The sequence below is a fragment of the Pseudomonas sp. genome, assembly GCF_048265905.1.
Classification (GTDB): Bacteria; Pseudomonadota; Gammaproteobacteria; order Pseudomonadales; family Pseudomonadaceae; genus Aquipseudomonas.
In genome coordinates, this window is the sequence record NZ_JBLXAP010000010.1 from 1 (window position 1) to 14,757 (window position 14,757).

At 55.1% G+C, this 14,757-nt stretch carries 13 protein-coding genes and 1 tRNA gene; 11 read left to right on the forward strand and 3 right to left on the reverse strand.

Annotated features, from left to right (window positions below):
* Window positions 1-178 precede the first annotated feature (178 nt).
* Window positions 179-255, forward strand: a tRNA-Asp gene (locus tag ACN0UH_RS13985).
* 260 nt (window positions 256-515) lie between these two features.
* On the opposite strand, the gene ACN0UH_RS13990 is transcribed toward ACN0UH_RS13985, so the two are convergent.
* Entirely contained in the window at window positions 516-1,559 is a 1,044-nt protein-coding gene (locus ACN0UH_RS13990; RefSeq protein WP_417662629.1) for an AraC family transcriptional regulator, read from the reverse strand.
* Window positions 1,550-2,683, reverse strand: a complete 1,134-nt coding sequence (locus tag ACN0UH_RS13995; RefSeq protein ID WP_417662630.1) for a nitrilase-related carbon-nitrogen hydrolase — start codon at window positions 2,681-2,683, stop codon at window positions 1,550-1,552. Before ACN0UH_RS13995 ends, ACN0UH_RS13990 begins: the two co-directional genes overlap by 10 nt.
* Window positions 2,684-2,949: 266 nt before the next feature.
* On the opposite strand from ACN0UH_RS13995, the gene ACN0UH_RS14000 reads away from it, so the two are divergent.
* The 5 genes from ACN0UH_RS14000 to ACN0UH_RS14020 all read left to right on the forward strand — a co-directional run bounded on the left by ACN0UH_RS14000 (window position 2,950) and on the right by ACN0UH_RS14020 (window position 9,379).
* On the forward strand, window positions 2,950-4,983 hold the full coding sequence (locus ACN0UH_RS14000) for an FAD-dependent oxidoreductase (RefSeq protein ID WP_417662631.1): 2,034 nt from the start codon (window positions 2,950-2,952) through the stop codon (window positions 4,981-4,983).
* Window positions 4,984-5,010: 27 nt separating this feature from the next.
* Complete coding sequence (locus tag ACN0UH_RS14005) at window positions 5,011-5,424, forward strand: nuclear transport factor 2 family protein (RefSeq protein WP_417662632.1); 414 nt, start codon at window positions 5,011-5,013, stop codon at window positions 5,422-5,424.
* Window positions 5,425-5,794: 370 nt separating this feature from the next.
* A complete protein-coding gene (locus ACN0UH_RS14010) occupies window positions 5,795-7,165 on the forward strand; it encodes a chromosome partitioning protein ParA (protein ID WP_417662633.1) in 1,371 nt (456 codons plus the stop codon).
* A 6-nt stretch (window positions 7,166-7,171) separates the two neighbouring features.
* Window positions 7,172-8,095: a 1-aminocyclopropane-1-carboxylate deaminase/D-cysteine desulfhydrase gene (locus tag ACN0UH_RS14015; RefSeq protein ID WP_417662634.1), complete on the forward strand. Its 924-nt coding sequence runs from the start codon at window positions 7,172-7,174 to the stop codon at window positions 8,093-8,095.
* Window positions 8,096-8,182: 87 nt separating this feature from the next.
* Window positions 8,183-9,379, forward strand: coding sequence for a lytic murein transglycosylase (locus ACN0UH_RS14020; RefSeq protein WP_417662635.1), 1,197 nt, complete (start codon window positions 8,183-8,185; stop codon window positions 9,377-9,379).
* 109 nt (window positions 9,380-9,488) lie between these two features.
* Here ACN0UH_RS14020 and ACN0UH_RS14025 read toward each other — a convergent pair whose 3' ends face one another.
* The gene (locus ACN0UH_RS14025; RefSeq protein WP_417662636.1) at window positions 9,489-10,448 is read right to left on the reverse strand and encodes a DUF1853 family protein; all 960 of its coding nucleotides are present in this window, start codon (window positions 10,446-10,448) and stop codon (window positions 9,489-9,491) included.
* A gap of 208 nt (window positions 10,449-10,656) precedes the next feature.
* On the opposite strand from ACN0UH_RS14025, the gene ACN0UH_RS14030 reads away from it, so the two are divergent.
* From ACN0UH_RS14030 to ACN0UH_RS14050, 5 genes are all read left to right on the forward strand, one after another.
* Window positions 10,657-11,547 (forward strand): NAD(+) kinase, encoded by an 891-nt coding sequence (locus tag ACN0UH_RS14030; RefSeq protein WP_010483042.1) that lies wholly within the window; start codon window positions 10,657-10,659, stop codon window positions 11,545-11,547.
* On the forward strand, window positions 11,548-12,522 hold the full coding sequence (locus tag ACN0UH_RS14035; protein ID WP_417662637.1) for a metallophosphoesterase: 975 nt from the start codon (window positions 11,548-11,550) through the stop codon (window positions 12,520-12,522). It abuts the gene before it with no gap.
* A complete protein-coding gene (locus ACN0UH_RS14040; RefSeq protein WP_417662638.1) occupies window positions 12,519-13,385 on the forward strand; it encodes a rhomboid family intramembrane serine protease in 867 nt (288 codons plus the stop codon). The genes ACN0UH_RS14035 and ACN0UH_RS14040 overlap by 4 nt, the downstream gene beginning before the upstream one ends.
* Window positions 13,386-13,567: 182 nt before the next feature.
* A complete protein-coding gene (locus ACN0UH_RS14045; protein WP_010483048.1) occupies window positions 13,568-13,831 on the forward strand; it encodes a YeaC family protein in 264 nt (87 codons plus the stop codon).
* 21 nt (window positions 13,832-13,852) lie between these two features.
* On the forward strand, window positions 13,853-14,683 hold the full coding sequence (locus ACN0UH_RS14050; RefSeq protein ID WP_417662639.1) for a DUF2797 domain-containing protein: 831 nt from the start codon (window positions 13,853-13,855) through the stop codon (window positions 14,681-14,683).
* Window positions 14,684-14,757: the final 74 nt, after the last annotated feature.

Here is a 14,757-nt window from a genome sequence, read left to right on the forward strand (position 1 = left end):
CAGCGGTAGTTCAGTTGGTTAGAATACCGGCCTGTCACGCCGGGGGTCGCGGGTTCGAGTCCCGTCCGCTGCGCCATATTTTCCATGACGAGTTTACTCGGCATGAGGTAAGCACAAGCCAACGCGGTTGTACTACCAGATGAAGTAACGTGTTTTAGGGTGCAAGCCCAAATAACATGCAGCGGTAGTTCAGTTGGTTAGAATACCGGCCTGTCACGCCGGGGGTCGCGGGTTCGAGTCCCGTCCGCTGCGCCAAATACGAAACCCTCAGATAGCAATGTCTGAGGGTTTTTTATTGCCCGCGATTTGCTGTCATCCAAGCGTCATCTTGGCTTTTTAAACTGCGCCTACGCGGTGGTTACGCGTCAATAAGTGTAGTGGAGGGTAAGGCTATGGAAGACTATCAAGAAGAGTTGCTGGAAGCGCAGGCCGTCGAGCTGGATGTCCCCGAGCTGGCGGAAGATGCAACAGAGCTGTAACGCAGTCTACGGGTTGGCGTGGTCCCGTAGTCTCGCTCAACTGTTCAGCCGCTGCGCTCGGCGAAATTCGCCAGGGGTTTGCTGGTTCCAGCGTTTGAATGCGCGCTGAAAGGCTTCCGCAGAGGCAAAACCAAGCAGGTAGGCAATCTCACCAAAAGCCAGTTCGGTGTCGCGAATATAAGCGACAGCCAGATCATGGCGTGTCTCGTTGAGAATGGCGCGAAACTGCGTGCCTTCCTCGGCCAATTTGCGGCGCAAGGTCCAGGTTGGCATTTTTAGGTGTGCGGCCACTTCCTGCAAGTCTGGCTCGCGACCATGTAGCAGCGGCCCTAATAATTGAATAATGCGCTCACGCAAGCTGCGCGTGCGGGTCAATTGTTCCAGTTCACGCTCACACAGCTCTTGTAAATGCAGCCACGTGCTTGGGCAATGCTGTGGGTTGCGCAGGTTGAGCGTGGCTTGGCTTAGGCGCAGTTGATTGTGCTCTGCGGCAAACTCAACAGGGCAAGCCAGTGCGGGAGAATATTCATCGCTGTAGCTCGGCGCAGGGAACTCAATGTGCGCGCGTTCGGGGGCGAGCAGCTGTTGGGCGACGTGGCCGAGTTGCTGAGCCCAGCCTGCGAGTACTGAATCGATTACAAAGCGGTTGTAGCCGTTGTAAGGGCTGATCGAGTAAAAACGCAGCCACGCGCCTTGATTGTCCTCGATGAAGTTGGCGTGGCCGCGATAGTTCGATGCGTACAGCGGTTCATACCGAATCAGGCTGCGTGCTGCTTCACGCACTGTAGGCGCTTGGGCTGCGGTCACCCCGGCGAGTCCGAGTTGGCCAAGACGGCTGAGTTTACCCATCATCAGGCCAAGGCCCGGTTGTTTGGTTTGTTCAATGGCTGCGTGGCCCAGGCGCATATAACGCGGAATCGAAAGGCGTGCGCGGGGTGTAGCCAGGCGAACAGAGTCGAGCCCGTAGCCTTCGAGCAGTGCCACTGGATCTTGGCCGTAGCTGCGCATGGCCTCGGCGAGGCTGTCAACAAAGCCTACAGATAAATCGCCAAGGCGGATGCGCGGGCTTTTTACAGCCATAGATTGACGAGTTGAGCGCTGCGCGAATCACTGGCAATGGCATGTTTTTGACCGTCGCTTACCACGCTGCGTCCATCAATGCCCATGCGCCACAATTGCCCGCGCATAAACACCATGGCGCCAGCGCGCGCGCCACTTTTTTGCAGTTGGTTGGGTATTGCCAACTGCTGCCAGGCTTCGCCTTCGCTGACGCTTTTATCAGCCAGTGTTGGTGTCTGCGGCTTGGTTGCGTGCTTGTAACCTTTCCACGGTTCGTTCCACTGCATCTTGCCTTTGACAAAACCGGGAACAGCCAGCAGTTCGGTGTTGAGTTTGGCCAGCGCCGTGTAGCTGGCCGGATACCAGCTGTCTGTGCCGATGAGTACGGCGAGATTTCCGGCGGGTGTGGCGAATGTGTGTAACTGCTCAAGGGGCGCGGCGGCGATAATGCTGCGCTCGCGGCTCGATGGATAGACTTTGCGCTGTGGCTGGCCAAGCGCTTTACCGTCGGCGCCATAGACCACGCTGATGTTGTACAGAGGCCCCTCGCCAATCTGCAGAACGCCATTCTCGTTGCGCGGCTCTGGCAGCACAATCGAGCCTGCAACCAAGGTGATGCCAAAGTCCCTGGCTAAACCGCTGAACAGATTTTGGTAGTCGTCGGCCATTTGCGCAGCCTTCAAGCGAAACAATGCATCGCTGAAATCTTTGTTGCTTGGCGTGCTGAGCAGAGCCTGTGGCACGCTCAGCGGGTGGCTCGCGGCGAGCCATTTGACGGCTTCTTGCAGGCTGTCGCTTTTATAGAACTCGGGTTTTTCACCAGCAGCGACCAGCCAGGTGCCAATGTGCTCGGGCAGGATGGCGATGGTTTTGGCGTTGAGCAGGTCTTCGTCGCGGGCTTTTTCAAAGTAGGCCGCAAGCTTTAGGTGCAGCGTCTCGCGGCTCTGATAATCACTGGCAAACAACAGCGGCTGGACGCCGAGAAGATTGCCGCGATCAGAAGGCTGGCCCTGGTTGACGCTGATTTCGCTGCTCAGGTCAGACAGGATAATGCCGACATCGGGGCGTTGTTGCGCCCAATAGACATAACCACCGGCGCTGCCAAGCAGGATGATAAGAATACTGATCGTAATAAATAGGCGCATGGTCATTCGGTGTTGAGGGTTTGTTGCTCAGGGTAGGTGAGCTAACGCCTGTTGCCAAGGGCTGCTGCGCATTTCGATCAATAAGTTGTTAGTTAGGGTCATTGAGCTGTGCGCTTGGGCTATTTATCTTGGTTCGCATACCGATCGTGATTCAGATGCAGGTGGCTGACCTGACGCACTGGCAATTTGTAGCGCAGCCAATAGTCATCCCTGTTTATAGAAATCGCGACATACCGTGAATGTTATTGCTTGATGTGGAGACTTCCATGACCGCTCTGTACCCGAATCTGCTGGCCCCGCTGGATCTTGGTTTTACCACGTTGAAAAACCGTACTCTGATGGGGTCGATGCACACAGGTCTGGAAGAGAAGCCGGGTGGATTTGAGCGCATGGCTGCTTATTTCGCCGAGCGTGCCCGCGGCGGTGTTGGCTTGATGGTTACCGGCGGTATTGGTCCGAACGTTGAAGGTGGGGTTTATTCCGGTGCGGCTAAGCTGACCACGGTTGAAGAGGCCGAACAGCACAAGATTGTGACCCGCGCCGTGCATGAGGCCGACGGCAAGATCTGCATGCAGATTCTCCACGCTGGCCGTTATGCCTACAGCCCCAAATCAGTGGCGCCGAGCGCGATTCAAGCGCCGATCAACCCCTTTAAACCCACCGAGTTGGATGAAGAGGGCATCGAAAAGCAGATTCAAGATTTCGTCACCTGCTCAATGCTGGCGCAACAGGCCGAGTATGACGGTGTTGAGATCATGGGCTCCGAAGGCTATTTCATTAACCAGTTCCTGGCTGCCCACACCAACCAGCGCGCCGACCGTTGGGGTGGCAGCTACGAAAACCGCATGCGTTTGCCGGTAGAAATCGTCAGTCGCGTGCGTCAGGCCGTTGGTCCTAACTTCATCATTATCTATCGTTTGTCGATGCTCGATCTGGTCGAAGGCGGCAGCACTTGGGAAGAAATTGTGCAGTTGGCCAAGGCCATCGAGCAAGCCGGCGCAACGCTGATCAATACCGGTATTGGCTGGCACGAAGCGCGTATTCCAACGATCGCGACCAAGGTTCCGCGTGCGGCGTTCACCAAGGTCACGGCCAAGCTGCGTGGTTCGGTGTCGATTCCGCTGATCACCACTAACCGTATCAACACCCCGGAAATCGCCGAGCAAGTGTTAGCTGAAGGCGATGCTGATATGGTTTCGATGGCACGTCCATTCCTGGCTGACCCTGACTTTGTCAACAAGGCTGCTGAAGGCCGCGCTGATGAAATCAACACCTGTATCGGTTGTAACCAAGCCTGTTTGGATCACACCTTCGGCGGTAAGTTGACCAGTTGCCTGGTCAACCCGCGTGCTTGTCACGAAACCGAATTGAATTACATTCCTAGCACCCAGGTTAAGAAAATTGCCGTGGTTGGCGCAGGGCCAGCAGGCCTTGCGGCAGCGACTGTTGCCGCCGAGCGCGGACATCAGGTCACGTTGTTTGACAGCGCAGCCGAGATCGGCGGCCAGTTCAACGTTGCCAAGCGTGTACCAGGCAAAGAAGAGTTCTTTGAAACCCTGCGTTACTTCAAGCGCAAGCTGGAAACCACTGGGGTTAACCTGCAGCTGAATACTCGGGTTGATGTTGATGAGTTGGTGGCTGGTGGCTTTGATGAGGTGATTCTGGCAACAGGTATTGCGCCGCGTACACCGGATATTCCAGGTATCGATAACGCCAAAGTGATCAACTACCTCGACGCAATTCTGCAGCGCAAGCCTGTCGGCGAGAAGGTCGCAGTGATTGGTGCGGGTGGGATCGGCTTTGACGTTTCTGAATTCATCACCCATGCCGGTACGGCAACCAGCCTTGATCGCGACGCGTTCTGGAAAGAGTGGGGCATTGACGGCCAGTTAGAAGCACGCGGCGGTGTCGCGGGTATTACTGCTGAGCCGCATGCGCCAGCGCGCCAGGTTTTCCTGTTGCAACGTAAAAAGACCAAGGTGGGTGATGGTTTGGGTAAAACCACTGGCTGGATTCACCGTGCGGGGCTGAAAAACAAGCAGGTGCAGATGCTCAATAATGTGCAGTACCTGAAAGTCGACGATGCAGGTTTGCATATCAGCATTGCCGACGCCGAAGCGCAGGTATTGCCAGTCGACACCATTATTGTCTGTGCTGGGCAGGATCCGCTGCGTGAGCTGCACGAGGGATTGCAGGCGGCGGGTCAAAGCGTGCATTTGATCGGTGGTGCAGATGTCGCCGCTGAACTGGATGCCAAGCGTGCAATCAATCAGGGTTCGCGACTGGCTGCTGAAATTTAATCGATAAACCCTCAGCGAGGTAGAGTAATGACAGCGTTAGCGGTTAAGCCGAATATTGCCCCAGCCATGCAGCAGTGGCATGCGATGATTGCCAGCAAGGACCTTAGTGGTCTACCTGCATTACTCCACCCGGATGCTGTGTTTCGTTCTCCGATGGCGTTCAAACCCTATGCTGGCGCAGGTATGGTAGCGATGATCCTCAATACCGTAATCAAGGTGTTTGAGGATTTTACCTATCACCGCGAGTTGGTGTCGGCAGACGGCTTGAATGTGGTGTTGGAGTTCAGCGCAAAGGTGGCTGATCGCGAGTTGAAGGGTATCGATATGGTGCGCTTCAATGAGCACGGCCAAATCATTGAGTTTGAAGTCATGATCCGCCCGATGAGTGGCCTGCAAGCATTGGGCGATGAAATGGGTAAGCGCCTGCGCGGCGCGGTTTAGTGCGTCACAGTGCCTGAGCTGATCAGGCGCTGGTAATGACCGCTTGGTTGCAGCATAAGTCGCCGCCGCAACTGACATAAAATGTCTGATGCTGACGTTTTGTACCAATCCCATCACACTTTTGCTGTGCAGTTGCATCGGATTGTTCCTACTGAAAGACGACTGCCAACCCAGTCACATTGCTGGGCTTGGCTTTTCCCCTAGACTTGCTCAAACGGTCGCTATGCGTCTGACTGCCGGTGCGCGTCAATTACTGGCCTGTATTTACACCTGTAAACATCGTTCTAAAGTATTCGATCCTTCTGGTTGGAGGTTCGTCGCCAGAGGCGAGCTCGGGTGGGTGCCGTTAATCTAGTTTTGAGGGAATCGGATGAGCATGCAGAACAAGCCGCAGATGACCGATGCCGTGATGTTCTTCAGTGAACACGGTGGTGTCTGCAAGCAAATGTTCTTCACTGAGTTTGAGGCCCTGCTCGATGGCATGGTCAATATGCCTGAGTTCGCTGACCAGCAAGTGCGGGCGGCATATGTGATGATCAACCCACGGTTGATGATCCGCTCCGTGGTGTTTTTCTACCTCGACTTCGATGAAAAGGGCGCGCCGGACAACGGTTGGAATATCCCGTTGCAGCATTTGGCCGAGAAATCAGGGCGCGGCCCTGACATGGGAGCCGGACCGATTCGCTTGGCATGCCGCAGCCAGTGTCCGGTTTCATGGCACCAAATGCATCTGTGGGACCCGAACCTTGCGCCGGGGCAGAATGATCTGGTTATCCTGCGTGAAGTGGTTAAAGCCAATCATCTCGGCTTGCTGATTGAGGATGAGAGCGTTCAGTCTGTAGCTCCAGAGCGCTTGCAGATGGTTTCTGATGACAAGTGGTATTCCGCTGATCCTGCAGCCGAAGATGCGGAAAAGGCTACAGAAAAGCTGAATCAGGAGCAGCGCCTCAAAGCTGCTCAATTGATCAAGCAGCAGCGTTTGCGTATCGGTAGTCTGACGCTTCAGCACGAAGAAGAGTTGGCAAAGCTCAAACTGGCCAGTGAGCAACACAGCAAGACGCTTGAAGCAAAAATTGCGCTTATTCAGAAATCCTTGGCTCAGCAACAAGCACTCAATGCTGATCTGAAAAAGCAGCTGGCAGAACAAGCGGCAAGCTTCCAGTCGTCGCGCGAGAAAATGACCGAGCAACTGCGCACTCTGCAAAGCAGCGGGCGCAGTGAGATTGATCTTATGCGTGCGCAGTTCGACGGTGAAATGCAGGCGAAAATTGCCTCGGCTGTGGTTGAGTACAAAGAACAGATCGCCATTCGTGATGTTGAGCTGGCCTATCGCCAAGAGCTCGACGGCAAGCTCCAGCAGGAGATTGAGCGGCTGAGCAGCGAGCGCGAGCAGTTGACTGGGCAAAGTGGGGACCAGATACTTGAGCGCCTGTCCAACTTGGGTATGGTCTTTGTGGTTTATCACCCAGGCGCTGGGCACTTGACCGTCGCGCTACAAGACATCGCTCGCTATCAGGAAAATCCGTTTGCCTATGCAGCGTCCAAATGCTTTGTTTCTGAGGAACAATACACACAGTGGCTGGCGCACTACCAGCAACCCAGCTGTGAAGCATTGCTGGCCAATGGTCAGCGCTGTGCGATTCCAATTGATCGAATTGATGCCCCAAGCCGTTTCAAACTTAATGACTCCAACTGCTGCGCCCGTCATAAAGAAGCTCTGCGGGTACGCACCGTCGGTTAGCTTGCATTGATTTTTACCGATTGGGCGCCAACTGCTCCTTTGCAGTTGCTAAACCTGTATTGGTTGACCAACTCAGGGGTTGAAGTGGCTGTTTTGCGCCTCGATCTGATTGATCAGCAAGTCAGTGGCAATAAATGGTTCAAGTTGGCGCCCTACATCAAAGTCGCAAACGAGCAAGGTGCTCAAGGACTCATCAGCCTCGGCGGCGCCCACTCCAATCACTTGCATGCTTTGGCCGCCGCTGGAAATCGCTTTGGTTTTCAAACAGTCGGTTTAATGCGCGGAAACTCGCAGTCGACGCCGACTGCGCTCGAACTCGAACAACTCGGTATGCGCTTACATTGGCTGGGTTACGGCGGCTACCGAGCGCGTAACCTTCCAGGCTTTTGGCAGCCTTGGCGATTGCTTTATCCTCATCTACAACCAGTTCCTGAAGGTGGTGGCGGCTTGCTCGGCGCGCAAGGCTGCCAGCCTTTGGTCGAATTGGTGCGCAGTCAGCTTAAACAGATCAACTGGTCCGACTATCACGCTTGGTGGCTGGCGGTGGGCACGGGCACGACTCTGGCCGGTTTGGTCTTGGCCGAGGCAGGCGCGCACCCGGTTTATGGTGCGTTAGCCGTTCCGGCACAACACGGAGCCGAAAAGCAGATTTCCAGTGTGTTGGCTCAGGCGCAACAGACCGACCAAGGTTATCGGCTGCTGGATGCGGCGCGTGGTGGTTTTGCCAAACTTGATGCGCAACTGCTGGACTTCATGCAGGCCTGCGAGGCCGAGTCCGGCATGCTGTTTGAGCCGCTGTACACGGCTAAAGCGCTATTGGCGTTGCGTGAGCAAGTCGAGCAGGGCGCGTTTCCCCGCGGAACACGGCTGATTTTTGTCCATACGGGCGGTTTGCAGGGCCGTGCAGCTGCATTGGCTAAAGGCTTGTAACGGAACTGCTGCGACTAACCCGTCTCTGATCATTACACTGTCTGTATTTCAGGCTGTGCGGACTGTTTCAGTATCAGGGAATATGCGATGAATAAAATGATCACCCGTTTAGGTGCAGTTCTGCTCGGTGTAGGCGCGTTGGCCCTGCAGGCAGAGGCTGCCTCGTTCCACCAGTGCCTCGCAGGTTTGCGCGGCAAAGCTGCGGCCAAGGGCGTATCTGGTGCGACCTTTGACCGTTACACGCAAACGCTTGAGCCTGATATGAGCGTGCTCGAATTACTCAACTCGCAACCAGAATTCAGCACACCTATCTGGGATTACCTGGCTGCGCTGGTTGATCAACAGCGCGTTGATGAAGGTCAGCAGATGCTTAAACAGCACGCCGATACCCTGGCCAAGGTATCGCGCACCTATGGTGTTGACCCTGCAACGGTGGTGGCGGTCTGGGGTGTTGAGAGCGATTACGGTAAAACCTTCGGCAAGCGTCCATTGCTTACCTCACTCGGTACATTGTCTTGTTATGGCAGACGTCAGGCGTTCTTCCAAGGCGAGTTCTTTGCGACCTTGAAACTACTGCAATCCGGCGATATTCAGGCGCAAGAGCTGAACGGTTCGTGGGCGGGCGCGTTTGGTCATACTCAGTTTATGCCTTCGACCTATCAGCGTATCGCCGTGGATGGCGACGGTGATGGCCGTCGCGACTTGGTGGCGAGTATCCCCGATGCGCTGGCATCAACCGCCAACTACCTTAAACGTTCGGGGTGGCGCACCGGTCAGCCTTGGGGTTACGAGGTCAAGCTGCCCGCCGGGTTCAACACCTCGGCTAGCGGACGTAAGAACAAGCGCCCGTTGAAAGACTGGGTCGCCCGTGGCGTGGTCAAGGTCGATGGCTCGGCGATCACGCCAAGTGATACGCCCGCCGGTATCTTGCTGCCCGCCGGGGCCAAAGGCCCAGCGTTTATCGTGATGCGCAATTTCGATGCAATCTATTCCTACAACGCGGCTGAAAGTTATGCACTGGCGATTGCACATTTGTCCGATCGCCTACGCGGGGGTGACGAGATCGTCACGCCGTGGCCAACGGATGATCCGGGCCTCAGTCGTATTGAACGCAAACAGTTGCAGGAGTTATTGCTCGCCCGTGGCTACGACATTGGCGAGGCGGATGGCTTGATTGGTACCAATACCCGCAAAGCCATTGTCGAGGAGCAAAAACGTCTGGGCCTGCAGCCGTATGACGGCCGTGCGGGCAAGAAAATCCTCAAGGCGATGCAGGCCCAGTAAGGCGCTGTATAAACAATTGGTAAGGCGGATAACGCATTTTTAACCGCCACTGAACGTCATGCTGTAGCGCGATGCTGGACAAGCTTCGCGTTGTCGCACCCTACGGCCTTTAGCGATAGGGCCTGAGTGTTTCCGGCCAGCTATCACTGACCAGAAATACGCGCTGTTGCTCGAGCCAATAGCCGTCTGGGCTTTGTTCCAGACGGACTAGTAATTGCGCATTGGTATTGGCTTCGAGGGTGGCGAACCAAATTTGCAACTGGTCGTTGGGCCAGTGATTGGCTTGGCTGATTCGCGCAGGTGCCAGCCAGTCATGACGCGGCAATATTTGCCAGCTGGCAGATGGGTATTCAGCAAGCAGTGCTGGCCAGTCGCGTTGATGTACCCAACTGCCTCGTAAATGCTCGGGGTGAGCACCCGCAGGGGGTAAGCAACCATTTGGCCATGGGTAAAACAAATAACCGGCGACCCACATCGAGGCTTGTACCGTGTGACTGTTGATCCCTTCCTGGGCCAAAGCACTGAGTGCTTGTTCGGTTTTTGACAGGGGCAACTGGTGCTCAGTGATATGGCTGAGCTTCAAGTCCAGTCGGTCACGGCTACCCGGGCCAAGCCAGTGCTGATTAGCGGTTCCGCTGGAAGATTGCTCGCCGAGGTAGAGCTTGATTGCCAGCTCAAGGTGATGCAGGCCTTCATCGTCATTGAGGATTAAATCCAGCTCACCGAGGGTATGTCCTTCGTGGCGAATTGGCAGGTTGGCGGCAAGAATCGCCACATCGGGCGCTGCATTCAGGGCGAATTGCCAGAGCCGTTCGTAATATAAGCCCAGCCGACGTACCGAGCGCTCGGCCAGCCAGTGAGTCAAGCTTGAGCAGTCTTTATCCAGTTGTAACAACCAGTCAGCCAGCAACTGCGGCTCCGTACTCCAGCGACTAGCCGTTAAAGGGTGGCGTTGGGTTGTCGGTGTATCGCTCAGTAGCGGCGGGGCAAGTATGACCCACGCCAAGTCGCGCACCGCAGGTTGGCGCAGGCGCTGAGGGAGATCATTTAGTGAGCGCAATGAGTTCATGCGACGAGCATAGCGTTATTTACCCCGTAGCAAGCAAGCGCTGTAACCTGTCAAGCGCTTGAAATTGGCGCAAATGCACCCATCTGTATTGTTAGGTCAGTTTGTTTAACGGTTGCCCGGTTAACTGTGTTTACCCGCTCAAGTTTGCTGCACTTGCAGGCTTTCGACCATAATCTAATTCTCTAAAGATTCAGCCTGCGGGAGCACCATGGAGCAATTTCGGAATATCGGCATCATAGGTCGCCTCGGCAGCACGCAGGTGCTCGACACTATTCGTCGACTCAAGAAGTTTCTGCTCGACCGCCACACCCATGTCATTCTCGAAGACTCAATCGCTGAAGTCCTGCCGGGCCACGGCCTGCAGACCTCTTCACGGAAGAATCTCGGGGAAATCTGTGACTTGGTGATTGTTGTCGGTGGCGATGGCAGCTTGCTTGGCGCTGCCCGTGCATTGGCGCGCCACAAGATCCCGGTGCTTGGGGTTAACCGTGGCAGTTTGGGTTTTCTGACGGATATCCGCCCTGACGAACTTGAAGTCAAAGTCGCTGAAGTGCTGGATGGCAACTATTTGACTGAAAATCGATTTTTACTCGAAACCGAAGTACGGCGGAACGCGGAAGCCATTGGCCAGGGTGATGCGCTTAACGACGTGGTTCTGCATCCGGGTAAGTCGACGCGGATGATTGAGTTTGAGCTGTTTATCGATGGGCAGTTTGTTTGCAGTCAGAAAGCTGATGGCTTGATTGTCTCAACCCCAACCGGCTCAACGGCTTATGCCTTGTCAGCTGGTGGTCCGATCATGCATCCCAAGCTTGATGCAATCGTAATCGTTCCCATGTATCCGCACACCTTGTCGAGCCGGCCGATTGTGGTCGATGGCAACAGCGAGTTGAAAATTGTCGTGTCCAAGGATCTGCAGATTTATCCGCAGGTTTCCTGTGACGGTCAGAATCACTTCACCTGTGCGCCTGGTGATACCGTCACCATTCGCAAAAAGCCGCAAAAGTTATGTTTGATCCATCCGCTGGATCACAATTATTACGAGGTCTGTCGCACCAAGCTAGGGTGGGGCAGCCGCCTTGGTGGCGGGGGCGAGTAAATGCGCCTGGACCCTGAGCGAAGTTACGATCTGATTGGCGATATCCATGGCTGTGCGCGCACGCTTGCGCGATTGTTGGATAAGTTGGGTTATCGGCAGGAGGCAGGCGTCTGGCGTCACCCGACGCGTATGGCCATCTTTCTTGGCGACTTGGTTGACCGTGGCCCGCGCATTCGCGAAGCCGTCAACCTGGTGCGCGCCATGGTCGATGCTGGGTCTGCGGTGTGCATCATGGGTAACCATGAATTTAATGCGCTGGCGTGGACGACACCGGCAAACCCGGGCAGTGGTCGTCAGTTTGTCCGTGAGCACAACGCCCGGCACGCGCGCATGATCGAGGAAACCCTCGAGCAATACGCTGCGTATCCGACAGAGTGGCGTGAGAGCCTTGAGTGGTTCTATCAGCTGCCGCTGTTTGTGGATGGCGGACGTTTTCGCGCAGTGCATGCCTGTTGGGATGATGAGTTAATCACCCCTTTACGTGCGCAGTTCCCAGATGGGCGGATCAACCAAGCGTTCGTTAAGGCGGCTGCGGAGCACGGCAGCTTTGCCAATACCGCGTTCAACCGCTTGCTGCGTGGCACCGACATGCGCCTGCCGCACGGTATGACGCTGACCAGCGATGACGGCTTCACCCGCTCTTTCTTCCGCACTAAATTCTGGGAAGAAAATCCGCAAACATACGGCGACATCGTGTTTCAGCCTGATGCGTTACCCGAGTTGGCGGCGCAAACACCCTTGTCAGAAATGCAAAAGAACGAACTGCTCAGATACGGCGCAGATCAACCCATACTATTTGTCGGCCACTATTGGCGCAGCGGCAAGCCTTCACCTATTCGCGCTAACCTGGCGTGCCTGGACTACAGCGCCGTGATGTACGGCCGCTTGGTCGCTTATCGCCTTGATCAGGAGCATCGTTTGGATTCGAGTAAATTTGTCTGGGTCGAAGTTGAAAAGCCGGAGGCACCGAAATGAGTGCTGTGGCGGTTTTACGCTTACCAACGCAAACCAATCTGAGCGGCTTCATTGCGTTACTGCAGCGCCTGGAAGTACCGCATCGAGTCAGTGAAGAAGCGGGTCAGCAAGTATTGTGGGTGCCCGGCGAGTCGTTAGCAGAACAGGTGCGAGAGCTCTATAGCCGCTATCCAGAGGGTAATGATGACGCACAGCTTGAGACCTCGGCTGTGCCAACCGCAACACGTCCCGGGTTTGTCCAGCAGATCAAAAACAACCCGATGACCAGCGCAGTAATGCTCCTGACCTTTATTGTCGCGGCGGTTACTTTGTTGGGAGATAACTTTTCGGCGATTCGCTGGCTGAGCTTTGTCGACTTCAAAATTCAAGGCCAGTACATCTATTTCAGCTCGGCGGAACAAACGCTACAGGGCGGCCAGTGGTGGCGCCTTATCACACCAATGCTGATTCACTTTGGCTGGTTGCATCTGGCGATGAACAGCCTGTGGTACTGGGAGTTAGGGCGGCGCATTGAGTCGTATCAAGGCGCGTTGGCGCTGTTGGGCTTAACCTTGGTGTTCAGCCTGGCATCGAACGTGGCGCAATACAGCTTTTCCGGGCCGTCACTGTTTGGTGGGTTGTCAGGCGTGCTTTACGGGTTGTTGGGCCATTGCTGGATTTACCAGCGACTTGCGCCAAACGCTGCATACCGTCTTCCGCCAGGCGTGCTGGTAATGATGCTGGCCTGGCTGCTGATATGCATGACCGGCGTCTTTGAGTTACTGCAATTTGGCTCCATTGCCAATGCCGCTCATGTTGGCGGTTTGGTGGCAGGTTGCCTGACTGGGTTGTGTAGTGGGTTGTGGCAGCGCGCCCGTCACTAACAGGCCGTTGAAAAACTACCTACGTTGCCATCGCGGCGTTAAAAACAGGCTCAAAATGCTCATTTACAACACGTAAACTCCGCTTTTTCGCCTGTTTTTGCCTTGCGCTGGCTGCCTCGCCTACATTTTTCAACGGTCTGCTAACAGCCTGTTAAAATATTGGTTTTATGTGGAGGCGGGTTATGTCGTCGTTTTTGCAAACTATTGAAAACATCACCCCCGAGATCTATCAGAGCCTGAAACTGGCGGTAGAAATTGGCAAATGGCCAGATGGCCGCAAGCTGACTCAAGAGCAAAAAGAGTTGAGCTTGCAGGCGCTGATTGCCTGGGAAATCAAAAATCTACCGGAAGACCAACGCATTGGTTACATGGGGCCGCAAGAGTGCAGCTCCAAGTCTGAGCCGGTGCCGAACCTGTTGTTCAAGTCTTCCGATACCTTGCACTGAATTTGAGAGTAGCAGTTGTTAATGAATGAGTTGGGGCGCGGTGCGCTGAGCAAAATGTCGGCGCGGTTGGAAAGCCCGGTGCAGTATTCCTTTCGTCTGGATGATCAGTTGATTGCAGTCAATCCGCTGATCGGCAAGACCCTGCGTTTGGAGTTTTTGGGGGCAATTCATTGCAGCCATTGCGGACGCAAGACCAAAACCAGTTTTAGTCAGGGGTATTGCTATCCGTGCATGCAGAAGCTCGCCCAATGCGATATCTGCATCATGAGCCCGGAGCGCTGCCACTATGACGCGGGCACCTGCCGTGAACCGAGTTGGGGTGAGCAGTTCTGCATGACTGACCACGTGGTCTATCTGGCCAATTCGTCCGGGGTGAAAGTGGGTATTACCCGCGCCACGCAAGTGCCAACACGCTGGATTGACCAGGGCGCAACGCAAGCGCTGCCGATAGTACGTGTTGCAACGCGTCAGCAGTCGGGGTTTGTCGAAGACCTGCTGCGCAGCCAGGTTGCTGACAAGACTAACTGGCGTGCGCTGCTCAAAGGCGATGCCGTGCCAGTTGATCTGGAGGCCGTGCGCAATGACATTCTCAGCTCTTGCGCCGAAGGCATGCAGCAATTGCAACAACGCTTTGGTATTCAGGCGATTCAGCCGTTGAGTGACGCGCAAGCGCTGCAGATTGGTTATCCGATTGAAGCCTATCCGCCAAAGATCACCAGCTTCAATCTGGACAAAAATCCAATCGCCGAAGGTACGTTAACCGGTATCAAGGGCCAGTATTTGCTGTTTGATACCGGCGTTATCAATATTCGTAAATACACGGCTTATCAGTTGTCTGTGAGCAGTAGCTGAGGCTGTAGCCGATACAAACCGTGCAAGCCTGGCTGTATTAACCCGGGCTTTGGCACAATCAAATTCTTTGCAAG

Coding starts and splice junctions, on each gene's coding strand:
- ACN0UH_RS13990 (WP_417662629.1), bottom strand. CDS start 1,559: ATGGCTGTAAAAAGCCCGCGCATCCGCCTTGGCGATTTATCTGTAGGC.
- ACN0UH_RS13995 (WP_417662630.1), bottom strand. CDS start 2,683: ATGCGCCTATTTATTACGATCAGTATTCTTATCATCCTGCTTGGCAGC.
- ACN0UH_RS14000 (WP_417662631.1), top strand. CDS start 2,950: ATGACCGCTCTGTACCCGAATCTGCTGGCCCCGCTGGATCTTGGTTTT.
- ACN0UH_RS14005 (WP_417662632.1), top strand. CDS start 5,011: ATGACAGCGTTAGCGGTTAAGCCGAATATTGCCCCAGCCATGCAGCAG.
- ACN0UH_RS14010 (WP_417662633.1), top strand. CDS start 5,795: ATGAGCATGCAGAACAAGCCGCAGATGACCGATGCCGTGATGTTCTTC.
- ACN0UH_RS14020 (WP_417662635.1), top strand. CDS start 8,183: ATGAATAAAATGATCACCCGTTTAGGTGCAGTTCTGCTCGGTGTAGGC.
- ACN0UH_RS14025 (WP_417662636.1), bottom strand. CDS start 10,448: ATGAACTCATTGCGCTCACTAAATGATCTCCCTCAGCGCCTGCGCCAA.
- ACN0UH_RS14030 (WP_010483042.1), top strand. CDS start 10,657: ATGGAGCAATTTCGGAATATCGGCATCATAGGTCGCCTCGGCAGCACG.
- ACN0UH_RS14035 (WP_417662637.1), top strand. CDS start 11,548: ATGCGCCTGGACCCTGAGCGAAGTTACGATCTGATTGGCGATATCCAT.
- ACN0UH_RS14040 (WP_417662638.1), top strand. CDS start 12,519: ATGAGTGCTGTGGCGGTTTTACGCTTACCAACGCAAACCAATCTGAGC.
- ACN0UH_RS14045 (WP_010483048.1), top strand. CDS start 13,568: ATGTCGTCGTTTTTGCAAACTATTGAAAACATCACCCCCGAGATCTAT.
- ACN0UH_RS14050 (WP_417662639.1), top strand. CDS start 13,853: ATGAATGAGTTGGGGCGCGGTGCGCTGAGCAAAATGTCGGCGCGGTTG.